Annotated in this window: 22 protein-coding genes and 2 tRNA genes; 13 read left to right on the top strand and 11 right to left on the bottom strand. The window is 73.8% G+C overall.

Going from position 1 to position 26140, the window contains the following annotated elements:
* A partial coding sequence (locus CCN29_RS29055) for a PAS domain-containing protein (protein ID WP_442538543.1) occupies positions 1-3233 on the bottom strand: 3233 nt, incomplete at its 3' end.
* Between the two features lie 216 nt (positions 3234-3449).
* Positions 3450-3944, bottom strand: a complete 495-nt coding sequence (locus tag CCN29_RS29050) for an SSI family serine proteinase inhibitor (protein WP_086685542.1) — start codon at positions 3942-3944, stop codon at positions 3450-3452.
* A 178-nt stretch (positions 3945-4122) separates the two neighbouring features.
* Here CCN29_RS29050 and CCN29_RS29045 point away from each other — a divergent pair.
* The 3 genes from CCN29_RS29045 to CCN29_RS29035 all read left to right on the top strand — a co-directional run bounded on the left by CCN29_RS29045 (position 4123) and on the right by CCN29_RS29035 (position 5189).
* A tRNA-Ser gene (locus CCN29_RS29045) sits at positions 4123-4213 on the top strand.
* 198 nt (positions 4214-4411) lie between these two features.
* Positions 4412-4484 (top strand) — tRNA-Arg (locus CCN29_RS29040).
* Between the two features lie 507 nt (positions 4485-4991).
* Positions 4992-5189, top strand: a complete 198-nt coding sequence (locus tag CCN29_RS29035; RefSeq protein WP_442538542.1) for a hypothetical protein — start codon at positions 4992-4994, stop codon at positions 5187-5189.
* A gap of 390 nt (positions 5190-5579) precedes the next feature.
* Here CCN29_RS29035 and CCN29_RS29030 read toward each other — a convergent pair whose 3' ends face one another.
* The 4 genes from CCN29_RS29030 to CCN29_RS29015 form a co-directional block, all read right to left on the bottom strand.
* Positions 5580-6968: an FAD-binding oxidoreductase gene (locus CCN29_RS29030; RefSeq protein WP_031018275.1), complete on the bottom strand. Its 1389-nt coding sequence runs from the start codon at positions 6966-6968 to the stop codon at positions 5580-5582.
* A 261-nt stretch (positions 6969-7229) separates the two neighbouring features.
* Positions 7230-7718: a potassium channel family protein gene (locus tag CCN29_RS29025; RefSeq protein WP_006132766.1), complete on the bottom strand. Its 489-nt coding sequence runs from the start codon at positions 7716-7718 to the stop codon at positions 7230-7232.
* 62 nt (positions 7719-7780) lie between these two features.
* Positions 7781-8212, bottom strand: coding sequence for a DUF7144 family membrane protein (locus tag CCN29_RS29020; RefSeq protein ID WP_086685540.1), 432 nt, complete (start codon positions 8210-8212; stop codon positions 7781-7783).
* Between the two features lie 106 nt (positions 8213-8318).
* On the bottom strand, positions 8319-8795 hold the full coding sequence (locus CCN29_RS29015; RefSeq protein ID WP_006132768.1) for a MarR family winged helix-turn-helix transcriptional regulator: 477 nt from the start codon (positions 8793-8795) through the stop codon (positions 8319-8321).
* Between the two features lie 107 nt (positions 8796-8902).
* On the opposite strand from CCN29_RS29015, the gene CCN29_RS29010 reads away from it, so the two are divergent.
* From CCN29_RS29010 to CCN29_RS28965, 9 genes are all read left to right on the top strand, one after another.
* Positions 8903-9304 (top strand): HGxxPAAW family protein, encoded by a 402-nt coding sequence (locus CCN29_RS29010; RefSeq protein WP_086685537.1) that lies wholly within the window; start codon positions 8903-8905, stop codon positions 9302-9304.
* A 145-nt stretch (positions 9305-9449) separates the two neighbouring features.
* Positions 9450-10322 (top strand): DUF2797 domain-containing protein, encoded by an 873-nt coding sequence (locus CCN29_RS29005; protein WP_086685535.1) that lies wholly within the window; start codon positions 9450-9452, stop codon positions 10320-10322.
* A 380-nt stretch (positions 10323-10702) separates the two neighbouring features.
* Positions 10703-11557, top strand: a complete 855-nt coding sequence (locus CCN29_RS28995; RefSeq protein WP_086685543.1) for an amidohydrolase family protein — start codon at positions 10703-10705, stop codon at positions 11555-11557.
* 96 nt (positions 11558-11653) lie between these two features.
* Complete coding sequence (locus CCN29_RS28990; protein WP_006132774.1) at positions 11654-12394, top strand: response regulator transcription factor; 741 nt, start codon at positions 11654-11656, stop codon at positions 12392-12394.
* Positions 12391-13974 (top strand): sensor histidine kinase, encoded by a 1584-nt coding sequence (locus tag CCN29_RS28985; protein ID WP_086685533.1) that lies wholly within the window; start codon positions 12391-12393, stop codon positions 13972-13974. The genes CCN29_RS28990 and CCN29_RS28985 overlap by 4 nt, the downstream gene beginning before the upstream one ends.
* A 14-nt stretch (positions 13975-13988) precedes the next feature.
* Positions 13989-15911, top strand: coding sequence for a bifunctional glycosyltransferase family 2/GtrA family protein (locus tag CCN29_RS36355; RefSeq protein WP_442538541.1), 1923 nt, complete (start codon positions 13989-13991; stop codon positions 15909-15911).
* Entirely contained in the window at positions 15908-18118 is a 2211-nt protein-coding gene (locus CCN29_RS28975; protein WP_086685531.1) for a glycosyltransferase family 39 protein, read from the top strand. The genes CCN29_RS36355 and CCN29_RS28975 overlap by 4 nt, the downstream gene beginning before the upstream one ends.
* Positions 18119-18176: 58 nt before the next feature.
* A complete protein-coding gene (locus CCN29_RS28970) occupies positions 18177-19724 on the top strand; it encodes an MFS transporter (RefSeq protein WP_086685529.1) in 1548 nt (515 codons plus the stop codon).
* 36 nt (positions 19725-19760) lie between these two features.
* Entirely contained in the window at positions 19761-20552 is a 792-nt protein-coding gene (locus CCN29_RS28965) for a TetR/AcrR family transcriptional regulator (RefSeq protein ID WP_006132780.1), read from the top strand.
* A 47-nt stretch (positions 20553-20599) separates the two neighbouring features.
* On the opposite strand, the gene CCN29_RS28960 is transcribed toward CCN29_RS28965, so the two are convergent.
* From CCN29_RS28960 to CCN29_RS28940, 5 genes are all read right to left on the bottom strand, one after another.
* Positions 20600-21070, bottom strand: coding sequence for a PPOX class F420-dependent oxidoreductase (locus CCN29_RS28960; protein WP_006132781.1), 471 nt, complete (start codon positions 21068-21070; stop codon positions 20600-20602).
* 9 nt (positions 21071-21079) lie between these two features.
* A complete protein-coding gene (locus tag CCN29_RS28955; protein WP_006132783.1) occupies positions 21080-21385 on the bottom strand; it encodes an STAS domain-containing protein in 306 nt (101 codons plus the stop codon).
* Between the two features lie 183 nt (positions 21386-21568).
* Positions 21569-22390: a YceI family protein gene (locus tag CCN29_RS28950; RefSeq protein ID WP_086685527.1), complete on the bottom strand. Its 822-nt coding sequence runs from the start codon at positions 22388-22390 to the stop codon at positions 21569-21571.
* 109 nt (positions 22391-22499) lie between these two features.
* The gene (locus CCN29_RS28945; RefSeq protein WP_503167726.1) at positions 22500-24965 is read right to left on the bottom strand and encodes an MFS transporter; all 2466 of its coding nucleotides are present in this window, start codon (positions 24963-24965) and stop codon (positions 22500-22502) included.
* A gap of 85 nt (positions 24966-25050) precedes the next feature.
* Complete coding sequence (locus tag CCN29_RS28940) at positions 25051-25542, bottom strand: MarR family winged helix-turn-helix transcriptional regulator (protein ID WP_031018300.1); 492 nt, start codon at positions 25540-25542, stop codon at positions 25051-25053.
* 195 nt (positions 25543-25737) lie between these two features.
* Between CCN29_RS28940 and CCN29_RS28935 the strand changes: the two genes are divergently transcribed.
* Positions 25738-25932 carry a hypothetical protein gene (locus CCN29_RS28935; RefSeq protein ID WP_006132788.1) on the top strand — a complete coding sequence of 65 codons (195 nt, stop codon included), beginning with the start codon at positions 25738-25740 and terminating at the stop codon, positions 25930-25932.
* Positions 25933-26140 lie beyond the last annotated feature (208 nt).

Below are 26140 nucleotides of genomic sequence, written 5' to 3'. Positions count from 1 at the left end.
ACCGGCTGGAGCCCCGGCGCGGCGGGCTGAGGCGCGGGTCCGGCGGCCGGCGCGTTCGGCGGTACGGGCTGCGCGTTCGAGCCGACGGGCTGGAGGTCCGGTCCGGCTGCCTGGGGCGTCGCCGCCGCGCCCTGCTGGTTCGGCGGGACCGGCTGCGGGGCCTGCGGCTGCGGGCCTACCGGCTGGAGCCCCGGCGCGGCGGGCTGGGGTGCGGGTCCGGCGGCGGCGGGTGCGTTGGGCGGTACGGGCTGCGGGGTCGGCGGTACGGGCTGCGCGTGGGGGCCGACGGGCTGGAGACCCGGCGCGGCGGGCTGGGGTGCGGGTCCGGCGGCGGGTGCGTTGGGCGGTACGGGCTGCGGGGTCGGCGGTACGGGCTGCGCGTGGGGGCCGACGGGCTGGAGACCCGGCGCGGCAGGCTGCGGGGCCGCCCCCGCTCCCGCGGCGTTCGTCCCGACCGGCTGGAGTCCGGGCGTGCCGGCCTGCGCGTGCGGAGGAACCGCCTGCGGCGCGCTCGGCACCGCCTGCCCGTTCGGAGGTACGGCCTGTCCGGCAGCGGGTCCCCCAGGCTGTGCGCCCGGCGGGACCGGCTGCGGCGTCTGACCGGCCGCCTGTCCGTTCGCCACGGCGCCCGGCGTCACCGGCGCGACCGCTTGGCCACCCGGCACCTGACCCGGCACCACAGGCGCCTGCGGAATCTGGGGCGTCTGCGGCGTCTGCTGGACCTGCGGAGCCGCCGGGGCCGCCTGCGCCGCGACCTGCTCTTCGGCGGCGCGGCCCGCCTGCTCGTCCTGGTCCGCGCCGGCCGGCGGCAGCGCGAACACCGTGCGCGGCGCGGCCTCCTGCGCCGCCGCTCGCTCGTTCGCGGCGGCCAGCGCACGCCGGCGTCGTCCCGTCGGCTGCGGCTGCTGGTCCGGCCCCGTGCCCTGCGCGGGCACGTGCACGGCGACCGCGCCGGGCGCGCCGTTCGTGTCGCCGCCCGCGGGCAGCGCCGGTGCGAGCGCCTGCTGTTCACCGGACGCGCGCCGGGCCCGGCGTCCGGACGGTGCGGGCACACCCTGCGGCGGTACGGTCCCGCCCAGCCCGGTGTTGGAGGCGGCGGCGCCCGCCGCGTGCTCGGCCGCGGTGACGACGGCGCCCTCGGACACCCCCGCACCCGCCCCCGCGGCACCGGCGAGTTCGACCTCGGCGCCCGTCGCGGCGGCCGCGGCCTCGGCAGGACGGCCCCGCCGCCGCCCGGTCCCGCCGGACGCGACCGCGCCCTCACCGGACACCTGAGCCGGCAACTGGGCCTGTGGCTGTGCCTGCCCCGGCTGCCCCTGCCCCTGCTGTGCCTGCGCGGGCTCGGCCGGAGCCGCCGCCCGCCGCCTGCGCCGCCCGGTGGGCTGCGGCGCCTCGGCCCCGGCCGCCGCCGGAGCATCGCCGTCGCCGCCGCCCGGCACGTCGCTCTCCAGGAACGCGTCGACGGACGCGCGCCGCGCCCGCCGCCGTCCGCCGCCCGGAGCCGGCTCGGCGGTCTCGACGGAAGCTCCGGGCTCCTCGGCCTGCGCCGCCGTCTCCTGCGGCACGGTCCCCGCCCCGCCGCCGATCGGCACCTCCAGGACGAACGCGCTGCCGCTCATCCCCGGCACCTCGTGCGTCTGGAGCACCCCGCCGTGCGCCCGGACGATCCCGCGCACGACCGGCTCGTGCACCGGGTCGCCGCCGCCGTACGGGCCGCGCACCTCGATGCGGACGACCTCGCCGCGCTGGGCCGCCGCGACGACGACCGTGTTGTCCAGGTAACCGCCCGCCGACAGGGGCGTGTTGCCGGTCGCGTCGACGCCCGCGACGTCGGCGACCAGATGCGCGAGGGCGGTCGCGAGCAGACGCGCGTCCACCTCGGCCTCGATGGGCGGCGCGTGCACCGCGAACTGCACCCGGCCGGGGCCGATCAGCTCCACGGCCCCGTCGACACCGGCCGCGACGACCGCGTCGAGCATCACCTTCGTACGGGCGATCTGCTCGGCCCCGGCGTCGAGCCGCTGGTAGCCGAGGACGTTGTCGATGAGGGTGGTGATGCGGGAGTAACCGGCCGACAGGTGGTGAAGCACCTGGTTGGCCTCGGGCCACAGCTGGCCCGCGTCGTCGGCGGCCAGCGCGGCGAGTTCGCGGCGCAGTTCGTCGAGCGGGCCGCGCAGGGAGCGGCCGAGGAGGGTGAGCAGCTGGTCGTGCCGGGCGGCGAGGGCCTCGTAGCGGTCCTTCTCGCGCTCGCCGAGGGCCGCGTACCGCTCCTCGTGCGCGGCGAGTTCCTCCGCGTGCTGTTCGCGGAGCTCCTCCACCTCGGTGACGTGGCTCTGGCGCAGGGCGGTCAGCTCGGAGGCGTGCTCCTCGGCGAGCCGCTCCAGCTCCTCGGCGTGCTCCCGCTCGGCGGTCTCCTTCTCCTTGGCCAGCGCGTCGTAGGGGCGGCGGTCGAGGAACGTCATGACCGCGCCGACCAGCTGGTCGCCGTCGCGCACCGGGGCGGTGGTGAGGTCGACGGGCAGCTTGTCGCCGTTCTTGGCGTAGAGGACCTGGCCGCGCACGCGGTGCTTGCGGCCGGAGCGCAGGGTGTCGGCGAGCGGGGACTCGGCGTACGGGAAGGGAGAGCCGTCCGCGCGCGAGTGCAGCACGAGGGTGTGCAGTTCGCGGCCGCCGAGCTCGCCGGCCCGGTAGCCGAGGATCTGGGCGGCGGCCGGGTTGACCAGGACGATCCGCCCGTCGGTGTCGGTGCCGACGACACCCTCGGAGGCGGCCCGCAGGATCATCTCCGTCTGCCGCTGCGACCGGGCGAGCTCGGCCTCGGTGTCGACGGTGCCGGAGAGGTCACGGACGACGAGCATCAGCAGCTCGTCGCCGGTGTAGCCGTAACTGTCGTAGGTGTGCTGCGTGTTCTCGAGGTTGGCGCTGGTGACCTCGACGGGGAATTCGGTCCCGTCGGTCCGCCGGGCGGTCATCCGGGTCGGCTTGGTGCGTCCGCGGGGGTCGATGTGGTCGGGGCGCCGCATGGAGCCGGGGATGAGCTTGCTGTCGAACTCCGGCAGCAGGTCCAGCAGCCCGCGCCCCACAAGGGCGGTGCCCGGCGCCTCGAAGGCCTCGAGGGCGATGCTGTTGGCGTTGACGACCGTCCCGTTGGCGTTGACCAGCACCAGGGCGTCGGGAAGCGCGTCCAGTATGGCTGCGAGGCGAGCAGCGCCTCGGGATGGCCTGCTGCTCACGAGACGCTTCCTCCCTGTTACCGCGACGTGCCGACCGCTCGGGCCATCTTGCCAACCGGCCCGCAACGTGTCACGGGAGGGAGTCTAAGGGCTGGGGGTGCGCCGGGGACGCCGGATGGGACGCACATCGCACCCCGAGGTGACGGTGATGTGACGCCCGGTACGTCCCCAACCGCGCCTGCCTGGGCCGACGCGCCGGGAACCTTCGCGGGACCTTTACGCCCCCGCCGCACCCGCCCCCCGGCCCACCTCGGGCAGCAGCGGCACGAGCCGGTCCCACCGCGCGATCGCGCATCCGTTCGTACGGTCGTACGTCGCGTCGACGCGGCGGCCGGCCCAGGTGCCGGTGATCCGGGCGGTGGCGGGGCCGCCGTACTGCATGGTGCACACGGCGTCCGGATCCACCGGGGCGAAGGCGTCCTGTCCCCACCGCGTCCGCCGCTCGACGGCCGCGCAGGCGCCCTCGGGGTCGGGATGCGTGCCGCCGCTCGGCCGGCACCGCACCTCGTACGTCTCGTCCGCCCCGCTGCCCGCGTTCCGCACGGTGACGGTGAGCCGGTCGCCGTCCGGCGCGGGCCCGCCTGCCCGTGCCGGGGAGGGGGACGCGGCGAGCGAGGCGAGGACCGCGGCGAGCGCGGCGCCGCCGGTGAGGAGCCGCCGTCGCGTGGATGAGGACGGAAAGGAGGGAGGGAACAGGGGGAGGGCAGTCATGCCGTGATCAACGCGTCGCAACGCGGGACGTTGCGCCACGACGACGTGCCGGTCGGAAGGGCTTTGCTCTGCGGGCTCCCCGCCTAGTACCGTGGGGGGCGATTGGTGACACCCCACACGGTTGTGTCATCATCGGCACGCACCACCCGCTCGCGCCCGCGCGCAGCAGGTTGTGCATGGAGGCGTCGCCTAGTCCGGTCTATGGCGCCGCACTGCTAATGCGGTTTGGGCCTTAAAGCCCATCGAGGGTTCAAATCCCTCCGCCTCCGCCCCGAACACGAAGCCCCGGCCCCAGCGGCCGGGGCTTCGTCGTTCCCCCGGACGGTCCGCGCCCCCTACGGCGTTTCCGCAGGTCACAAGGGGTAGGGCTAACGGATTTCACATGGCGGCGGCAGTCATGTAATGTTCTTCCTGTCGCCGCGAGCGGGCCGAAAGGGCCGGGAGCGGCGAGACAAATGAAGAGACAAGCACTCGTAGCTTAACGGATAGAGCATCTGACTACGGATCAGAAGGTTGCAGGTTCGAATCCTGCCGAGTGCACACAGTCCAGAGGCCCCGGAGCAATCCGGGGCCTCTGGCGTTTGTCACGCGTACAACGGCGGCGCCCAGCAACCGCGCCAGCCGGTACCGTCCATGACATCCGGCAGCAGGCCGCTCGCTGTGGCTGCCGACGCACAGATGTCTGGGGGGAGCCGTGGGGACGGCGTTCGCGACCATGGTGCCGGCTGCGGCTGTCGCAGTGATCACTCTGTGGCTGACATGCGCAGTGCTGGGAATTCACGGCCTGTTGCTCGGGCGCCTGCCAGGGCGATGGCTGCAACGCAATGTGCGGCAGCCGAGGGTGTGGGGAGCCGGTGCGGTGCTCGTGGCAGTCAGCGGCCTCTCCTACCCGACCGGCGCTGTCATCGGCCTGGGTCTCATCGCCCTTGGACACGCAATGAAGGCGAGCCCTTGATCGCCTCCCCCGGGCGTCCGGCCCATGGATAGGCCACTCAGGTCGAGCACGCGTGCAGCGTTCCGGACGGGGTGCCCCTTGCCTTCCCCCTCGTGAACACGATCGGTTCATCGGCGGACTGCGCGGCCTTCATGAAGACCGCCGAGGAGTCCGCCGTTCTGGACGGTGAGAAGGTCGACGCGGACGCCCATCAGGCGGAGACGATCGAGTTCCGCAGCGCTCCCGGCAACCCTGTCACCGGCACGGACGGGGCCACAGCAGTCAGGATGTCGCTGTCACGGTGGACGTGAGCTACCGAGTCGCCTACACCCCTGCGGCACACGCCGGAGGAGTCCTCGACTCTGAGGACTGGGGGACGCGCGACGGGGCGGTGGCCTCGATCGAGGCCACCGGACTTGAGCATCGCGCAGACTTCGCGGTGAACAGCCTTGGCCCGGGGTGGCCACTCGCAGGGCAGCAGTTCGTCTTCCTGGGGTGGTTCACGGAGAGGGCAATGCGAGACGTGAAACACGTGTTCGTGAGGGTGCGCGTTCAAGACCGAGTCGGAGACACCCATGAGCGGGTCATTGACCTGCTTAAGGCAGCTGACCGCTCGCCCACTTATCCAGACCCGCCGCTCGTACAGAAGGGGAGCAGGGTGAGGATGCTGGTTCAGGTGAGGGAAAGCACACCCTGGAGCCCTACGCCGTGGCCGGGGGGATGTTCTGGTTGGCGTGGAAGACGTTGTCCGGGTCGTAGGTGTGTTTGACGGCGCGGAGGCGGGCGTAGTTGTCGCGGTACGTGGCGCGGACGCTGTCGGTGTCGTCGAACTCGCCGATGAAATTGACGTAGGAGCCGCCCATCGAGTGCGGGTGGAGTTCCGCCCAGTAGTCGACGCACCACTGGCGGATCACGTCGGCGTTGGCCGGGTCGGGGTCGACGCCGGCGACGACGCCGGACCAGGTGGCGTCCCGGTAGGCCCAGGCCGTCTCGCCCGCGGAGACGTCGTGGGCCGCTCCGTCGACCGGGTACAGGTGCATGGTCGACAGGCCGGTCGGCAGTGCCTCGCCGAACCGTTCGTGCACCGCGGCCGCCTCGTCGGTGATCGTGTCGAAGAAGTCGCCGCGCCAGTACCACTGGAGCCCCGGCGGGACCAGCTCGTCGAACATCGACTGGAGCATCGGGTACGGCATCGGCGTGGCGAAGTGGAACGCCGGCGGGGCCGGGTCGTTCACCACGGACAGCACGTCGTCGAGGCGTCCGCCCTCCAGGTCGCCGGTGTAGCACCAGACCACGGCGCACACCTTCCGCCCGTGCAGCGGTTCGGGGAAGGGCGGGGCGGGCGGGACGACCATGACGGCGAAGAAGCCGTTGAGGTCCTCGGACGCCGCGGGCAGGAACTCCCGGTACCAGCGCAGCACGTCCGTGGTTTGCTCGATCGGCCACACGGTGGCCGCCACGCCGACCGTGTGCACCGGGTGCAGCCGGAAGGTGAACGAGGTGACCACGCCGAAGTTGCCGCCGCCGCCCCGCAGGGCCCACAGCAGGTCCGGGTGTTCCTTCTCGGTGGCCGTGACGACGCTCCCGTCGGCCAGGACCACGTCGGCGGCCACCAGGTTGTCGATCGTCAGGCCGTACTTGCGGGTGAGGTGGCCGTGGCCGCCGCCCAGCGTGAGTCCGCCCACGCCGGTGTTGGAGTTGATGCCGGCGGGCACGGCGAGCCCGAAGCTGTGCGTCTCGTGGTCCAGGTCGCCGAGCCGGCTGCCCCCGCCCACCTGGGCCGTCCTGTTCACCGGGTCGACCCGCGCCCAGCGCATCGGGGACAGGTCGAGGGTGAGCCCGCCGTCGACCAGGCACAGGCCGGGGCCGCTGTGCCCGCCGCCCCGCACGGCCAGCTCGACGCCCGTCTGCCGGGCGAAGGCGATCGTGGTGCGCACGTCCGCCGTGCCCGTGCAGCGGGCGACGGCGGCGGGACGGCGGTCGATCATCGCGTTGTAGATGGTGCGGGTCTCGTCGTATTCGGCGTCCTGCGGCGTCACCAGGTCGCCTCGCAGGGCCTCGCGCAGATTGTCCAGTGCGGTTGCGTCCATGCCGCTCATGAGCGGACACCCCTCGGAGCAGTGCGGAACCGGATGCGGGCCCGCGGGCGGACGAACCGGCGTCCTGGCCCGCCGGGGCGTCCCGGCATCCGGGGCGTCCGGCCGTGTTCGTCCGGGGTCCTGGGAGAGCGGTCCCGGGGCCGCCGGGGCTGCCGTGGCCACCGGGGAACACACCCTGCCCCTTTCAGTGTGACTCCGGTCACATTGGTGCGCGACGCGGGCGCGGGGCCCTCGTGGCGGCCGTCGCGCCGGTCATCGCGGCGGGTCCGAATTCCCGTGCTGACGCAGGGCGTTGCGCAGATGGTTGGTCAGGGCGGTGGCCGCCGCCGTGAGGAAGATGAAGCTGTAGAGGATCTGGAGGATCGCGACGAGCCGCGCGGACTGGCCGCGTGGGGTGATGTCCCCGTACCCGACGGTGGCGAGCGTGACCAGCGTGAAGTACAGGGCGTCCAGGCGCGTGCCGATGCCGTCCAGTTCGCCGGGGCGCTGGGCGAGCCCCTGGTAGGCGGTCGCGAAGACCAGGACGGACAGACAGATCAGCGGCGGGATGACCAGCCACGGGCGGGCACCCGGGTCGTTCAGCAGCACCCGGGCGACCTGGACCAGCAGCAGGACGGCGATCAGCCCGAGGGCCGCGCCGAACAGCACCCAGCTCAGCACCGGGCGGCGCGGGCCGAGCCGGTCCAGCGGCAGCAGGAAGTACGCGGTGACCATCGCGGTCAGCCCGGCCAGCTGGATCACCCAGGGCCAGGCGCCGGACCTGCCCCCGGACCGGCCTCCGCGCGGTCCCCCGGACGGGCCCTCTACGCCGGGGACTCGCGGCGGGGTGCGCACAGGGCCCAGATGACGAAGCCGTCGATGACGATGAGGACGATCGACCACACCGGCTGGTAGGGCAGCCACACGAAGTGGGCGATCATGCTCAGCCCGGCCAGCACGACACCCACGGCACGGGCCCAGGCGGCCCCCCGGAACAGTGCCATGCCCGCGGCGGCGACCAGCGCGCCGAGGATCAGATGCACCCAGCCCCAGCCGGTCAGGCTGAACGCGTACGTGAAGTTCGGGGTGGCGACGAAGACGTCGTCACGGGCGATGGCGGCGATGCCCTCGAAGATCGCCATGATGCCGCCGAACACCATCAGGAAGGCGGCGGCGACCGTCCAGCTCGCCGCCCAGGGGCTGCGGGCCTCCCAGCTGGTGCCGTGGTGACCCCTACCGCTGACATTGCTGGCCATGTTGTCGACCTTTCGATGTCCCCGAGCGGTTCGATCGCATGCGGATCCGATCCCATTCAGAGTGGCACCGCGGGCGGTACCCGGCACCTCGGCGCCCTGAGCCGGGTCAGGTCTGGCGGCGGCTCTCCTCGCGGAAGGCCTCGGCGAGCCGGGTGGCGCGCCTGAACCAGTCGTTCAGCACGGCCAGTTCCTCGGGCGAGTAGTCCGCGAACAGCTCGGCGAGGCGGGCGTAGTACGGCTCGTAGAGCCTGCGCGCCATGGCCACCGCGTCGGGCTGCGCGGCCACGCGGACGCGGCGGCGGTCGGCGGGGTCGGGGCGGCGGGTGATGAAGCCGGCCCGTTCGAGGCGGTTGAGGACGCCGGTCATCGCGCCGGTGGTGACGTTGACCCGCTCGGCCAGCTCACCGGCGGTGAGCAGGTCGTCGCCCGCCTCCAGGACGAAGCCGAAGCAGGTCACGTCGGTGACGTTCAAGCCCATGACCTGGGCCATCTCCTGCTGACCGAACAGGTGCGCCGCGATCAGTCGGTCCATCGCCCACATCGCCTCCTGCTGGGTGGCGGGCGGGCGCGGATTGGCGTGCATGACGGGGCTTCCCCATTTCCCTTAGCTTGTGAGAGATTTCTGCTGTAAATTCCTTAGGACGTGAGACATTTCGTCCGGAGGAACGCCGACGCCGCGGAGGGGCAGACATGAGCGCGCATCCATATGACCACGGGCACACAGTCGCCGGCTGGACCGGCTGCGGAATCGCCGTCGTCGGGACGTCCGTCCTGGGCGCGGGCGTCTGCACCGTCTCGGCGCCGCTGCTCGTCGCCGGAGCGGCGGTCGACGTGCTCGCGCTGCTCGTCACCTGGGTCCTCCACCTCGTCGGCTGGGGCAAGCCCTCGGGGCCGCGGCCGCGGGAGGAGTGGAGCTGGCGGGTGCGCGACAGCGGCGCCCGCGCGGGGCACGCGACGTGCCTGGGATGCCGGCTGGCGGGACGGAAGGGCGAGGCGGTCGTCGTGACGGCTCCGGTGCCTGTGACGGCGCCGGGCGACGGGGCCGAGCCGGCCCGGCGGGCGGGGGCCGGCGCGGTGGGTGCGGGGGGCTGAGCCGGCGGCGGTGCCGCGCGTGGGCGGGACGGGCCGCGCAGACGCAGGTACCGGTTGTCAGGCGAGCCGTGGTCGTGCGAGCCGTGGTCGTGCGACCCGTCGTCACGTGACCCGTTGTCAGTGGTCCCCCCTACGCTCGGCAGGGATGGCACAGGCATGGCGGTGTGCGGGGCTGAGCTGGACGGCGGGCGGTCCCGTGCTGATCTGGGACGGGGGCCGGCGCTCGGCGCTGACCTGGGGGAAGACGGTGGCCTTCGGGGTCGCGGAAGGGGGAGCGCGGACCTGTGTGGGAGCACGGGGGAACATGTGTCCGCACTCCGCGCGGGTGTCCGCGCGGAGCACCGGGCCGCGCTGCGAGGAGTGCGCCCGCCTGGACCGGGCGCACTCGGTGGCCGCCGACACGCTCGCCGACGACCCCCGGCCGTACCGGGTGTACCTGGCGTGGTTCGGGCCCGGGATGACCAAGGTCGGGATCACCGGCGCGCGGCGGGGGCCGGCCCGGCTGCTGGAGCAGGGGGCGGTCTGCTTCAGCTGGCTGGGCACCGGGCCGCTGATGGCGGCGCGGCGCACGGAGGAGCTGCTGCGCGCCGCGCTGCGGGTGCCCGACCGCATCCCGTACGCCGCCAAGCGGGCGGCGCGGGCGGCGCTCCCGGCGACCGGGGAGGAACGGGCCGCCGAGATCGCCGCGCTGCACGAGCGGGCGCTGGCCCTCACCGGCTGGCCGGAGTCGCTCGACCCCGAGCCGTTCCGTCCCGTCGACCACGTGGAGGCGTTCGCGCTGGCACGGGCGCCGGCACCGGCGGGCGTGGTGGGGGAGCTGGTCGCCGGCGGCGCGGTGAGCGGGGAGCTGGTGGCGGCCGCCGGGCCCGATCTGCACCTGGCGACGGACCGGGGCGTCCTGGTGCTGGACACCCGCCTGCTGCCCGGCTGGGAGCTGCTGCCGGCCGCGGGACGCCGGGTCGAGGTGCCGGTACGGGCGCTGAGGGAGCGGGCGACCGCCCAGGACGGGCTGTTCTGAGCCGCGGAGCAGGATCCGGGGGCTGGACCGCCCCCTCCCCCGCGGGTGATCGTGTCGCCATGAGCGCTCACCCGCCGACACGGCCGGCCGCCTCCGGCGAGGCCACGCGGTCCACCGCGGCCACCGCGTCCACCGCGTCCCCCGAGCCCGCCAAACCCGCCGAGGCCGCCGAGCCCGCCAGACCCGCCAAACCCGCCGAGGCCGCCGAGCCCGCCAGACCCGCCAAACCCGCCGAGGCCGCCGAGCCCGCCAGACCCGCCAAACCCGCCGAGGCCGCCGAGCCCGCCAGACCCGCCAAACCCGCCGAGGCCGCCGAGCCCGCCAGACCCGCCGAGCCCGCCGAGGCCGAGGAGGTCCGCCGCTTCTGGCAGGCCCTCGGGCTGCCCGGCCTCGTCGACGTGCACACGCACTTCATGCCCGAGCGCGTGCTGCGCAAGGTGTGGGCGTACTTCGACGCGCTCGGGCCGCTCACCGGGGGCGTCGAGTGGCCGATCACGTACCGGCGGGAGGAGGCCGGACGGGTCGCGCTGCTGCGGGCGTTCGGGGTGCGTGCCTTCACGGCGATGCTCTACCCGCACAAGCCGGGCATGGCCCGCTGGCTCAACGACTGGGCCGCCGGATTCGCCCGCCGCACCCCCGACTGCCTGCACACGTCCACCCTCTTCCCCGAGCCCGGCGCCGCCGCCTACGTCCGCGAGGCCGTCGAGCAGGGGACGCGCGTCTTCAAGGCGCATGTGCAGGTCGGCGCGTACGACCCGTCCGACGAGGCGCTCGACGCCTGCTGGGGGCTGCTCGCCGAGGCGGGCGTCCCCGTGGTGGTCCACTGCGGTTCGGGCCCCGCCCCCGGCAAGCACACCGGACCCGGACCGGTCGCCCGTGTGCTGGCCCGCCACCCCCGGCTGCGGCTCGTCGTGGCCCACATGGGCATGCCCGAGTACGAGGACTTCCTCGACCTGGCCGAGCGGTACCGGGAGGTCCGTCTGGACACCACCATGGCGTTCACCGGCTTCAGCGAGCGGATGGCGCCGTTCCCCCGGCGCGCGCTGCCCCGGCTGGCCGCCCTCGGCGACCGCGTGCTGCTCGGCACCGACTTCCCCAACATCCCGTACCCGTACGCCCATCAGCTCGACGCCCTCGCGGGTCTCGGGCTCGGCGACGACTGGCTGCGGGCGGTGTGCCACGACAACGCGGCCCGGCTCTTCGCACTGCCGGACACACCGGAGCCCGCCGCCTGAGGCAGAGACGCGCCCTGCACACACCCTGTGGATTTCTCAGGGAAAACACAGACAGACGAAAGGGTGCTCTCAGAGGACGTCCCGATCGTGTCCGTCATGACCACGATCTCGCCCCAGGGGCGCACCGAACTGCTCAGGCCGGACGGGAGCTCCGTCCGGGTGCTGGTGGTGGACGACGAGCAGTCGATCACCGAGCTGCTCTCCCTGGCCCTGCGCTACGAGGGCTGGCAGATCCGCAGCGCGGCCGACGGCCAAGGCGCCCTCCGCGCGGCCCGCGAATTCCGGCCCGACGCCGTCGTCCTGGACATGATGCTGCCCGACATGGACGGGCTGTCCGTCCTCGGCCGGCTCCGGCGCGAACTGCCGGACGTGCCCGTGCTGTTCCTCACCGCGAAGGACGCCGTCGAGGACCGGATCGCCGGGCTGACCGCGGGCGGCGACGACTACGTGACCAAGCCGTTCAGCCTGGAGGAGGTCGTCGCGCGGCTGCGCGGTCTGATCCGCCGCTCCTACGCGAGCGATCGCCGCTCCGACGCCCTGCTGGTGGTCGGCGACCTCACCCTGGACGAGGAGAGCCACGAGGTGACCCGCGGCGGCACGAGCATCCACCTGACCGCCACCGAGTTCGAGCTGCTGCGTTTCCTGATGCGCAACCCGCGCCGGGTGCTCAGCAAGGCGCAGATCCTCGACCGCGTCTGGTCCTACGACTTCGGCGGCCAGGCGAACGTCGTCGAGCTGTACATCTCGTACCTGCGCCGGAAGATCGACGCGGGCCGGGAGCCGATGATCCACACCCGGCGCGGCGCCGGTTACCTGCTGAAGCCCGCGGTGTCGTGAGACGACCGGGGCGCCCACGTCCGCGCACGCTGCGGACGCGGCTCGTCGTCGCGTCCGTCACGCTGATCGCGGTGGTGTGCGCGGTGATCGGCACGGTGACCGCGCTGGCCCTGCGCTCCCATCTGTACGAACAGCTCGACGGGCAGCTGCGCGAGGTGGCGATGCGGGCGACGGGCGGTCCGCTCGGCGCCGGGCCGCGCCCCGGGCCGCCCCGGGAGCCCCTCGACTTCGTGACGAGGGGCCCGCAGATGTTCGGCACCGTCGGCGCCACCGTCGTGGACGGCACCGTGACCGGCGGGGTGGTGAGCGAGTCCCGCGAGGTGAACGGCGTCCGCACGCCCGAGGCCGGCCGCCTCACCGGCGCGCAGCTCGCCGCCCTGGCGGACGTGGAGCGCGACGGGCGGGAGCACACCGCCGACCTCCCCGGACTCGGCACCTACCGGGTCGTCCACGCTGAGGGGCCCAACGGCGCCTTCTACATCGCCCTCCCCACCGCCGACGTCGACGCCACCGTCACCACCCTGATCCTGGTGGAGATCAGCGTCACCGCCGCCGGTCTCGTCGCCGCGTCCCTGGCCGGCGCCGTCATCGTCGGCGTCGCCACCCGCCCGCTGCGCCGGGTCGCCGCCACCGCCACCCGCGTCGCCGAACTCCCCCTGCACCGGGGCGAGGTGACGCTGAAGGAACGCGTCCCGGAGTCCGAGTGCGATCCGCACACCGAGGTCGGCCGGGTCGGCGCCGCCCTGAACCGCATGCTCGACCACGTCCACGGCGCCCTGCACGCCCGCCAGCTGAGCGAGACCCGGGTACGGCAGTTCGTCGCGGACGCCAGTCATGAACTGCGCACCCCGCTCGCCTCCATCCGCGGGTACGCCGAACTCACCCGGCGCGGCCGGGAGGAGGCCGGCCCGGACACCCGGCACGCGCTGCGCCGGATCGAGTCCGAGGCCGGGCGGATGACCCTGCTGGTGGAGGACCTGCTGCTGCTGGCCCGCCTGGACGCGGGACGGCCCCTGCGCAGGGAGGAGACCGATGTGGTGCCGCTGGTCGTGGACACCGTCAGCGACGCCCGCGCCGCGGGACCCGGCCACCACTGGCGCCTCGACCTGCCCGACGCGCCCGCACCGGTCACCGCCGACGCCGCCCGCCTGCAGCAGGTCCTCGTCAACCTGCTCGCCAACGCCCGCACCCACACCCCGCCGGGCACCACCGTCACCACCCGGGTGCGCCGCGAGGGCCCTCTGCTGCGGGTGGACGTCGCCGACGACGGGCCCGGCATCCCGCCCGAGCTGCTGCCGCACGTCTTCGAACGGTTCGCGCGCGGCGACTCGGCCCGCACCCGGGCCACCGGGTCGACGGGGCTCGGGCTGGCGATCGTGCAGGCCGTGGCGGCCGCGCACGGCGGCTCGGTGACCGTCTCCAGCGAGCCCGGCCGGACGGTGTTCAGCCTCCGTCTGCCGGCACCGGCGGGTACGGCGCCCGCTGGTCCCACGGCATCCGTGGCGCCGTCCCTGCCCGCCGCCGCGCCGGACTCACAGCCCTGGCACAGCCTCACCACAGAGGTACGACAGACCGGTTGACCAGGGTCGGTCGCATGCGAACCGATCATCGTCCCGGCACGCTGCCGGCTCGGGAGCACCTTCCGGCCGCCTGGGCCGGCACACCGGTCCTGGACGTCGTCGTCCCCGTGTTCAACGAGGAGAAGGACCTCCAGCCCTGCGTCCGCCGTCTGCACGAACACCTCACCCGGACCTTCCCGTACGCGTTCCGCATCACGATCGCCGACAACGCCTCCACCGACGGCACCCCGCTCATCGCCGCCGACCTGGCGCGGCGGATCGAGGAGGTGCGGTCCGTACGGCTCGAGCGGAAGGGGCGCGGACGGGCGCTGCGGACCGTCTGGTCCGCGTCCGACGCGCCCGTCCTCGCCTACATGGACGTGGACCTGTCCACCGACCTCAACGCCCTGCTGCCGCTGGTCGCGCCCCTGATCTCCGGCCACTCCGACCTGGCCATCGGCTCCCGGCTGAGCCGCAGCGCGCGGGTGGTGCGGGGCGCCAAACGGGAGTTCATCAGCCGCGGCTACAACCTGATCCTGCGCGGCTCGCTCCAGGCGCGCTTCTCCGACGCGCAGTGCGGGTTCAAGGCGATCCGCCGCGACGTGGCGCAGGTGCTGCTGCCGCTGGTGGAGGACAGCGGCTGGTTCTTCGACACCGAGCTGCTGGTGCTCGCCGAACGGGCGGGGCTGCGGATCCACGAGGTTCCGGTCGACTGGGTCGACGACCCCGACTCCACCGTCCACATCGTGCGGACGGCAACGGAGGACCTGAAGGGCGTCTGGCGGGTCGGCAGGGCGCTGGCCACCGGCGCGCTGCCGCTGGACCGGCTCGCCCGGCCCTTCGGCGACGACCCGCGCGACCGGGACCTCGCGGACGTGCCGCGCGGACTGGCCCGCCAGCTGGTCGGCTTCTGTGCCGTCGGCATCCTGTCCACCGCGTTCTACCTGCTCCTCTACAGCGGCTTCCGCTCCTTCACCGGCTCCCAGCTCGCCAACGGGCTCGCCCTGCTGGTGTCGACGGTCGCCAACACCGCCGCGAACCGCCGGCTCACCTTCCGGGTGCGGGGACGCGGCGGGATGGTCCGCCACCAGGCGCAGGGCCTGGTCGTCCTCGCCATCGGCCTCGCCCTGACCAGCGGCTCACTCGCCGCCCTCGACACGGCGAGCAGCGACCCCGGCCACTCCACGGAGTTGGCGGTCCTGGTGGCCGCCAACCTGGCGGCGACGGTCCTGCGTTTCCTGCTGTTCCGAGCCTGGCTCTTCCCGGACCGCCCTCCGGCCTCCGCGGGTTCCCGGCCTCCGGCCGCAGGTGTTGACGATGCCTCGAGGCTTCCGGCCCCTGCCGCCGACACGGCTTCACGGCCTTCGTCTGCGGCCGATGCGGCTTCCCGGGAGGCCGGTGCAGCGCCTGGACAGGCAGCGACCGGGCGTGGGGACGCGCCCACGTCAGGCTGTACGGCGTCCACGCCGCTGGCGTTCGGGCACGGCGTGCCGGCGCCCGTCCCTCCGTCCGCGCGGACGGCTCTCCGGCCTCCGGCCCCTGCCGCCGACCCGGCTTCACGGCCTTCGTCTGCGGCCGATGCGGCTTCCTGGGAGGCCGGTGCAGCGCCTGGACAGGCAGCGACCGGGCGTGGGGACGCGCCCACGTCAGGCCGTACGGCGTCCGGGCACGGCGCGCCCGCGCCCGTCCCCCCGCCCGCGCGGACGGATCCCCGGCCTCCGACCCTCGCCGCCGACCCCGCTCACCGGCAGCCCGATGTGCCGCCTGCACACGCAGCGGCCGGGTGTGGCGCCCCGGCGCCTGTCTCGCGGAACGCCACGGCCTCCCGGGAGGCCCAGGCGGCCGAGCCGGCCCCGCTCACGCCTCCGTACGGAACGTCCGTCACACCGCCGCCCGCCCCGGACCGTCCGCCGCTCCCCGCCCGGCGGCTCGACCACGATCAGAGGAACCCCCGATGACCACCCCACACGACCCGCACGCGAATGCCGTGCCCGCGTCGCACGGCGCGCCAGCCGGTGCCGTGGCCCTCGTCGGCTCGCCACCCGCGCCCGCGCCCGTCCCGGCTCCCGGCCCCGCCGGCCCCGACCCCGCGAACCCCCGCTGGGCGCGGCCCGCCTTCCTCGCCCTGCTGCTCGTCACCGGCCTGCTCTACCTCTGGAACCTCCAGGCCTCCGGCTACGCCAACTCCTTCTACTCCGCGGCCGTGCAGGCGGGCAGCCAGTCCTGGAAAGCCTTCTTCTTCGGCTCGCTCGACGCGGCGAACGCCATCACCGTCGACAAGCCCCCGGCCGCGCTCTGGCCGATGGCCCTCTCCGTGCGCCTGTTCGGTCTCAACTCCTGGGCGATCCTGGTACCCGAGGTGCTCATGGGCGTCGGGGCGGTCGCCGTCGTGCACGCGTCCGTGCGCCGCCGTTCCGGTCCGGGTGCCGCGCTCCTCGCGGGGGCGGTCCTCGCGCTGACCCCGGTCGCGGCGCTGATGTTCCGCTTCAACAACCCGGACGCGCTGCTCGCGCTGCTGATGGCCGTCGCCTGTCACCTCGTCGTCCGTGCCCTGGAGGACGGCCGGACCAAGTGGCTGGTGTGGGCGGGCGTCGCCGTCGGCTTCGCGTTCCTCACCAAGACGCTCCAGGCGTTCCTGATCCTCCCCGCGCTGGCCGCGGTCTACGCGGTCTGCGCCCCCGTCCGCCCGCGCAAGCGGTTCCTCCAGCTCGCCCTGGCGACCGTCGCGCTCGTGGTGTCGGGCGGCTGGTGGGTCGCGGTGGTCGAGCTGTGGCCGGCGTCCTCACGGCCGTACATCGGAGGCTCGCAGAACAACAGCTTCCTGGAGCTGACCTTCGGCTACAACGGCCTCGGCCGGCTCAACGGCGACGAGACGGGCAGCGTCGGCGGCGGGGGCGGCCCGGGCGGCGGCGGTGGACGCTGGGGCGAGACCGGCTGGGACCGGATGTTCGACAGCGACATCGGCGGCCAGATCTCCTGGCTGCTGCCCGCCGCGCTGATCCTGCTGGTCGCCGCCCTGGTCCTGACCCGGAAGGCGGGACGGACCGACCCGGCCCGCGCCGCGTTCCTGGTGTGGGGCGGCTCGCTGCTGACGACCGCGGTGGTCTTCAGCTTCATGGCCGGCATCTTCCACCAGTACTACACGGTGGCGCTGGCCCCCTACCTGGCGGCCGTGACCGGCATGGGGGCCGGTCTGGTGTGGCGCAGGCGGCGGGAGACGTGGGCCGCCCTCACCCTTGCGGCGGCCGTCACCGCGACGGCGGCCTGGGGGTACGTCCTGCTGCACCGCACGCCCGACTACGTGCCGTGGCTGCGCTGGTTCGTGCTGGTGGGCGGGCTGACCGCCGCGCTCGGGCTGGTCTTCGCGGGCCGGACGGGACGCCGGGTGACGCTCGCGGCGGCCGGACTGGGCCTCGTCGCCAGTCTGGCCGGCCCGACGGCGTACACCCTGAGCACCGTGCGGGAGGGGCACTCCGGCTCCATCGTCACAGCCGGGCCCGCGGCAGCGGCGGGCATGGGCGGCGGCGGCCGTTTCCCCGGCGGCGGCCAGGCCGGAGGCCCCGGCGGAGGCGGAAGCCCCGGACAGGGCGGAGGCGGCCCCTGGAACGGCACCCCACCCGGCGCCAACGGCACTGGCGGCTTCCCCGGCGGCGGCCCGTCGGGCCAGGGGGGCACCACAGGCGGCCGACCCGGCGGCACCGGCGGCACAGCCGAATCCGCCTCCCCCAACCGCACCCCCCGCGGCGCGGGCGGCGGCATGGGCGGGCTCCTCGGCGGCGCCTCCGTCGACACCGAGGCACGCGAACTGCTGGAGACCGACGCCGACGACTACACGTGGGCCGCCGCGGCGGTCGGCGCGCAGAACGCCGCGAGCTACCAGCTCGCCACCGGCGCACCGGTCATGGCGATCGGCGGCTTCAACGGCACCGACCCGTCCCCGACCCTCGCGCAGTTCCAGCAGTACGTGAAGGACGGCCGCATCCACTACTTCGTCTCCGGCGGAGGCGGCATGGGCGGCGGCCCCGTGGGTGAGGGCGGGTCCGGCCGGGGCGGGGGCAACGGCACCTCCGCCCAGATCACCTCCTGGGTGCAGGCCAACTTCGCGCAGGTCACCGCCGGCTCGGCCACCTTCTACGACCTCACCCGCCCGACATCCACCAGCTGACCGCCGTACCGGCACCCCATGCCGTACACCGTAAAAGCCCCGTTCTACGGTGTACGGCATGACCACCTCCCTCCAGGAACAGCCCCGGGGGCACGCACGGCGCTGGCTGATACTCGGCGTCATCTGTCTCGCCCAGCTCACCGTGCTGCTGGACAACACGGTGCTGAACGTGGCGATCCCCTCCCTCACCCGGGAGATGGACGCCTCGACCGCCGACATCCAGTGGATGATCAACGCGTACTCCCTGGTGCAGTCGGGCCTGCTGCTCAGCGCGGGCAACGCGGCCGACCGTTACGGCCGGAAGAAGATGCTGATCGTGGGTCTGGCCCTGTTCGGCGCGGGGTCGCTGGTGGCGGGACTGGCGCAGTCCTCCGGGCAGCTGATCGCCGCGCGGGCGGGCATGGGCGTCGGCGGGGCGCTGCTGCTGACCACCACCCTCGCCGTGGTCATGCAGATCTTCACGCCCGAGGAGCAGCCCAAGGCCATCGGCATCTGGAGCGCGGTCAACTCCCTGGGCTTCGCGGCCGGTCCGCTGGTCGGCGGGTTCATGCTCAACCACTTCTGGTGGGGCTCGATCTTCCTGATCAACCTGCCGGTCGCGGCCCTCGCGCTGGCCGCCGTCGCGGCGTACGTCCCGGAGTCGCGGAACCGGCAGGGCGACCGGCCCGACCTGGTCGGCGCGGTGCTCTCCACGATCGGCATGACGGCCCTGGTCTACGCGATCATCTCCGGCCCGGAGCACGGCTGGACGTCCGGCAGGGTGCTCGCCACCGCGGGCGCGGCGGCCCTGGTGCTCGGCGTCTTCGCGTACTGGGAGAGCCGGATCCCGTACCCGATGCTCGACCCGCACTTCTTCCGCAACCGGCGCTTCACCGGCGCGGTCGGCGGGCTGGTGCTCATCACCTTCGGGATGGGCGGCGCGCTCTTCCTGCTCACCCAGTACCTCCAGTTCGTGCTGGGCTACGGCCCGCTGGAGGCGGGGCTGCGCACCGCGCCGATGGCGCTGACCGTGGTCGCCCTCAACTTCACCGGCGTGGGCACCAGGTGGGCGGCGAAGATGGGCACTCCGCTGTCCATCGCGGTCGGCATGGGGCTGATGGCGGCCGGGCTGGTGTCGATCGCCACGCTCACCGGGCACGGCTACGGCGGCACGCTGCTCGGGCTGGTGCTGATCGGCGCCGGCACCGCGATCGGCAGCCCGGTGATGGCCCACGCCGTGATGAGTTCCGTGCCGCGCGAGAAGGCGGGCGTCGGCGCCGGGATCAACGGCACGCTGGCCGAGTTCGGCAACGGACTCGGCGTGGCCGTGCTCGGCGCCGTGCTGAACGCGCGCTTCGCCGCGCTGGTCCCGGTCGCGGCGGCCTCGCTGCCGGCGGCGCTGGCCGCGGCCGGCTCGGACCGCGAACGCGCGGAGATCACCGGGGCGTTCTCCTCCGGGCTGGAGACGAGCCTGCTGGTCGGCTCGGCCGCGGTGCTGCTCGGCGGACTCCTCGCGGCGACGCTGCTCCACCGCGCCGACCGCGCCGACCATGCCGGCCGGGACGGCCATGCCGACCCCGCCGACCTCGCCGAAGCGCAGCCCCCGCACGGCAAGGCGGACGCCTAGCATGAATTGGCGTCGGCGAGTCGAGGAAGGTGCGCCATGGTGAGGTCGGACCGGCGGTCCGGGAAGGCGCCGCGGCCCAGCGTCTGGCTGGCGGACCGGGACCGGGACCGTGACCAGGAGCGGGGCGGCAGGCGCGGCGGGGGCCGGCCCTCCGGTCTCGACCGGGACCGGATCACCGAGGCCACCGTGCGGCTGCTGGACGCCGAGGGCCTGGAGAAGTTCTCCATGCGCCGCCTCGCCGCCGCGCTGGACGTCACCGCGATGTCCGTCTACTGGTACGTCGACACCAAGGACGACCTGCTCGAACTGGCCCTGGACCGCGCCTTCGGCGAGCTCGCCCTGCCCGGGCCGGACACCGGCGAGGACTGGCGCGACGAGCTGCGCGCGCTGGCCCGCGCGTACCGGGCGCTGCTGGTGCGGCACCCGTGGCTGCCGGCGCTCGTCGGCCGCTTCCTCAACGTCGGCCCGCACGCGCTGAGGTTCTCCGGCGCGGTCCAGCGGGTCCTCGGCCGCACCGGTCTGCCCGGGCACGAGGTGACCGGGGCGATCGCCGCCGTGTTCCAGTTCGTGTACGGGCACGGCACGGTGGAGGGCCACTTCCGCGCCCGGGTGGCCTCGACGGGCCTGACCCCCGACGAGTACCACCACCGGGCCATGACCGAGGTGCTCAAGGCCCCGGACGCCTCCGACGTCATCGGACGGTCGGCCCGCATCATGGAGGCGCGGGGCGGCGACACGGTCGAGGAGATGCTCGAACGGGACTTCACCTTCGCGCTGGACCTGCTGATCGCCGGCATCGAGGCGATGGCCGCCCGCGGCCGCGCCTGACCGGAACGGCCACGAGCCGCGGACCGTGCCCCGGCAGGGCGCGGGCGCTACTCGCCCTCCGCCAGCCGCGCCGGGAAACCGCCCGTCGCCACCGGCCCCCAGCGCTCCGGGGTGACCCGGATCAGCGACTTGCCCTGCTTCACCATCGCCGCGCGGTACTCGTCCCAGTCGGGGTGCTCACCGGCGATGTTCCGGTAGTACTCGACCAGCGGCTCCACCGAGTCGGGCACGTCCAGCACCTCGGCAGTGCCGTCGATCTGCACCCAGGGGCCGTTCCAGTCGTCGCTCAGGACGATCAGGCTGACCCGGGGGTCCCGCTTGGCGTTGCGCGTCTTCGCGCGCTCCGGGTAGGTGGACACCACGATCCGTCCGGAGTCGTCGACGCCGCAGGTCAGCGGCGACCCCTGCGGGGAGCCGTCGGAGCGGCGGGTGAGCAGGACCGCGTGGTGGCGGGGGCGTACGAAGTCGAGCAACTCGTCGAGGGAGACGCGGGTGTTGGTCGCGATGTTCGGTGCCATGGCGTCAGCCTAGGCCGCCATCGCCTCGGGGAGGTTGTCGTACACGGGCACGTCGCGGCGCAGTCCGGTCACCTCCAGGACGCGGCCGGCCACGCTCTCCGGCAGGGCCACCACGTGCACCCGGGTGTCGGGGAGCAGCAGGCGCCGGGCGTCGTTGATCAGACGGATGCCCTGGGAGTCCATGAAACGCGTCGCGGACAGGTCCAGGACCATCACCCGCGCGGGCCCCTCGGAGCCGGAGCGGGCCTGGTACATGATCAGCGGCAGCAGGCCGTCGGCGTTGCGGGCGTCGATCTCCGACGGCAGCGGGAGCATCACACGCTCGGGGGAATCGAAGGGCTCGGAGGAAGAAGGCGGAAGGGTCACGGCATCACCTGACATGGTCGTCCGGAATCGGATAGGCCGCTTCCTGACCCTGTGCCCATTGCACCACGCCGGGGCACAGGACCGGAAGCGGCCGAGGTCCGGACGCCGCGCCGGGCCCCGCGCGGGCCCCGCTCAGAGCTCCGGGAGCGTCTCCCCCTGCACGGCCTGGACGTCCAGCTCCACCCGGAGCGTGGTGCCGACGGCGGCGATGCCGGCCTGGACGACCTGGTTGTAGTGCATCGCGAAGTCCTCGCGGCGCAGCTCCGTGGTGGCGCGGAAGGCCGCGCGGGTGCCGCCCCAGGGGTCGGCCCCGGTGCCGAGGTACGCCAGGTCCAGGTCGACCGGGCGGACCACGCCGCGCATGGTCAGCTCGCCGTGCACGGTCCAGCGGTCGGTGCCCGCCTGGGTCAGCCCCGTGGACCGGTAGACGATCTCCGGGTACCGCGCGACGTCCAGGAAGTCCGGGGACCGCAGATGGGTGTCGCGCATCCCGTTGCCGGTGTCGATGGACGCGGCCCGGACCACCGCCTCCACCCGCGACTTCGTCACGTCGTCCGGGGCGATCTCCACCGAGGCGGTGAAGTCCGTGAACCGGCCCCGCACGCTGGAGATGCCCAGGTGCTGGGCGACCGCGGCCACGCTGGAGTGCACCGGGTCCACGGTCCACGGCCCGGGCGGCGGCAGTTCCGTGCCCCCGGTCCTGGCCAGCGTCACCGTCCCGATCTCCGTGCGCCCGCTCGCGGTGACGAGCGCGCTGGCGGCGGCGGGCGCGTACCCGACCGCGGTCACGACGGCGGTGTACGCCCCCGGCGCCAGCTCGGTGGCGTCCCGGACGGCGCCCTCGGCGTCCGCCTCGGCGCGCAGCACCTGGCTGCCGGTCCCGTCGGTCAGCGTGACGACCGCGTGCGACACGGCCCATCCGTCCCGGGTGCGGATCCTCGCGGTCAGTGGCATCCCGTCTTCTCCCTGAAAAGGCTCATGAAAAGGTCGTGATACGACCGGCCCGTGGCGGGGCGCGTCTCCGCTACAGGACGCGCGGGCCCGCCACGGGCCGGAACTCGGGCTACTCGCCCGGGTGGGCGAGCTCGATGTCGTGGTCGTCGACACCGGGTCCCGCGACGGTCAGGGCGCTCGCCACCGGCGGGTAGCCCGTCGCGATGACGGTGTACTCGCCGCCGTCCAGGTCGGCGAAGGCGTACGCGCCGTCGTCGCCGGTCGTGGCAGTGCCGACCACGTTGCCCTCCGCGTCGACCAGGGTGACCCGGGCGTCGGCCAGCGGACCGTGCGGCGCGCGGATCACGCCCCGGACGTGGGCGCCGGTCTCCAGGTCGGCCTCGACCCGGGTGACGCCGGTGGCGCCGATCTCGACCGGCAGGGCGCGCGGCCGGTACCCGGCGGCGTTCACCGCCACGGTCACCGCGCCCGGCACCAGCTCGGTGAACGAGAACTCGCCCTGCTCACCGGTGGTCCCGGTGGCCAGCAGGTCCCCGCGCACATCGGTGACGATCACCATCGCGTCCTTCACCGGCTGCCCGGTCTCCGCGGCGCGGACCACACCGGTCATGCCGCTGGTGCCGCTGAGCAGGACGTCGTAGGACACCGGCTCGCCGTTCACGACGACCGTCGACGCCTGCGGCTGGTGGCCGTCGGCGGCGGCGATCAGGACGTACGACCCCGCCGAGGGGGCGTCCACCGCGTAGGAGCCGTCGTCCTGGGCCACGCAGCGGCCCAGCTGGCGTCCGCCCAGGGAGATCAGCGTGACGGCGGCGCGGGGCACCGGGGTGCTGTCGGCGCCCCGGACGAAGCCGCGCACCGGGATGCCGGCGGAGCCGGACTCCTCGGGCCGGGCGGCGGTGGCGACGGCGGACACCGGCTGGGCGAAGGTGTCCTGCCCGGCGGCCTGCGTCTCGGAGACGGCCGGTCCCGCGGGGGCGGCGCCCCCGGCCGGGGCGGCGGCGGCCTCCGCGACGGCCGGGGCGACCGGGTCGCCGGCCGCGGCGGCCTGCTCCTGCGCGGCCTGGGCCAGCGCGCCGGTGGTCCGCAGCGGGACCTCCTTGATGAAGATCGTCACCAGGAAGCCGAGGGCGGCGACCGGCGCGACGTACAGGAAGATGTCGGCGATGCCGTGGCCGTAGGCGCTCTCCAGCCAGGTGCGGATGCCCGGGGGCAGCAGGTCCATGTCGGGGATGGTGCCGCTGCCGGAGGCCTTGGCGGCCGCCGCCTGCTCCTGCGGGTCGAGCGTGCCGATGGTGTCCGCCGCGTAGTGGCTGATCCGGGACGCCATCACCGAGCCGAGCACGGAGACGCCCACCGCGCCGCCGAGCGAGCGGAAGAACGTGACCACGGAGGAGGCCGCGCCCAGGTCGCTCGGGGCCACCTGGTTCTGCGTGCAGAGCACCAGGTTCTGCATCATCATGCCGACGCCCAGACCCATCAGCGCCATGAAGATGCCGATGTGCCAGTACGGGGTGTCGTAGCGCATGGTGCTCAGCAGGCCGAGGCCCGCCGTGAGCAGCACGCCGCCCGACAGCAGCCAGGCCTTCCAGCGGCCGGTCTTGGTGATGACGATGCCGGAGACGGTCGACGATATGAACAGTCCGCCGATCATCGGGATGGTCATGACGCCCGACATGGTCGGGGACTTGTCCCGGGCCAGCTGGAAGTACTGGCTGAAGTAGACGGTGCCCGCGAACATCGCGATGCCGACGAACAGCGAGGCCAGCGAGGCCAGCGCGATGGTGCGGTTGCGGAACAGGCGCAGCGGGATGATCGGCTCGCTCGCCCTGGACTCGACGAGCAGGAAGATCAGCGTCAGCAGGATCGCGCCGCCGACCATCACCCCGGTCTGCCAGGACATCCACGCGTACTTGTCGTCGGCGAAGGTGACCCAGACGAGCAGCAGGCAGACGGCCGCGGTGACGAAGAAGGCGCCGGCCCAGTCGACCTTGACCTCCCGCTTCACCAGGGGCAGGTTCAGCGTCTTCTGGAGCACGACCAGCGCGATGAGGGCGAAGGGGACGCCCACGAAGAGGCACCAGCGCCAGCCGAGCCAGCTGGTGTCGGTGATGACGCCGCCGAGCAGCGGGCCGCCGACGGTCGCGACCGCGAAGGTCGCGCCCAGGTAGCCGGAGTACCGCCCGCGCTCACGCGGGGAGATCATCGCGGCCATGATGATCTGGGCCAGCGCGGCGAGACCGCCGCCGCCGAGGCCCTGGATGGCGCGCGCGGTGATCAGCATCGCCGGGTTCTGCGCCGTGCCGGCCACGATCGAGCCGATCACGAAGACCACCAGGGCCGTCTGGACCAGGGCCTTCTTGCTGATGAGGTCGGCGAGCTTGCCCCACAGCGGGGTGGAGGCGGTCATCGTCAGCAGCGAGGCGGTGACGACCCAGGTGTAGGCGCTCTGGCCGCCGCCGAGGTCGGAGACGATCTCGGGCAGGGCGTTGGTGACGATGGTCGACGACAGGATGGCGCAGAACATGCCGAGCAACAGCCCGGACAGCGCCTCCATGATCTGCCGGTGGGTCATCGGAGCGTCCTGGGAGGAGCCTCCCCCGTGCTTGGCATGAGCCCGCACACCGTTCGGTGTGGTCGTTGCCATGGACTTCCTTCTCTTATGTGCTTGCGGGTGTACGGGTGGTCTGTTCGAGCGCGGAGGGTGCCTGCCGGGGCACGGTGCGAGGGTCGCCGAAGCTGCTCCTCAGCCGTGCCATCAGCTGCGTGAGGCGGCCGACCTCTTCGTCCGACCAGTCGCACAGCCGCTCGGCGAGGAGCTGTGTCGTGAGCCGGAACAGCTCGTCGAGCCGGGTCCGGCCGGCCGGGGTGAGGCGCAGGATGCGGGACCGCTTGTCGGCGGGGTCGGGGGAGCGCTCGATCCAGCCGCGCTCGGCCAGATGGGCGACGTGGCGGCTGGTGACGGACATGTCCACGGACAGCAGCTCGGCGAGCCTGCTCATCCGCATGTCGCCGTCGCGGCCCAGCACGGTCAGCACCGCCGCGGAGCCGCTCGGGCAGTCCGACGGCATCAGCCGGTTCATCTCCCGTTTGACGGCGCCGAAGGCGCTGAACTGCCGGACCAGCTCCTCGTACTGTGCCGACTCGGCCATGGCACCTCCGTTTCGTTGCTTGAAGCAACCGTAGGTATGGATGGTTGCTGAAGGCAAATAAAAACGGCCCGCTCGGCCCAAAAAGTTGGCAAAGGCAAGTAATCGCGCCAGTAAACACGCAGGTCGGAGCGGGTGCGCCGCTTCGGTCCCGCCCCGCTTGGGGCGCCGGACGGTGATTCGCTAGGGTCTCGGTCCATGGCTAACACCCAGGGCCCGCAGGGCAATCACGACCCCGCCGGCAGCACCCAGATGTTCCGCGCGTTCGTCGACGAGGCCCCCGCAGGCAGGCAGGCGGCGGCCACGGGCGGCGGCCCGCGCATCGGCCTGATCGTCGGCATCGTCGCCGCCGTGGCGATCATCGCAGCGGTGGCCTGGCTCGCACTGAAGTAAAAGGGGGGCCGCCGAGGAGACCCCCTCGGCGGCCACACCTCTCAGGGACGCGGGGCTGCAGGGCGCTTCAGGGGCGCGGGGAACTGCGCGACCGGCCCCCACCGCCCCGCAGCCGGCGTGCAACAGTGCCCCCGCACCTCGGTGGCCGTACGGGGGTGGGGCCCGGGCCCGCTGGAGGGGTGCCGCCTGCGCCCACCCGTGCCGCCCC

The organism is Streptomyces pseudogriseolus, from assembly GCA_002154585.1.
GTDB lineage: Bacteria > Actinomycetota > Actinomycetes > Streptomycetales > Streptomycetaceae > Streptomyces > Streptomyces pseudogriseolus.
This window is presented reverse-complemented; position numbering and strand designations above follow the sequence as displayed.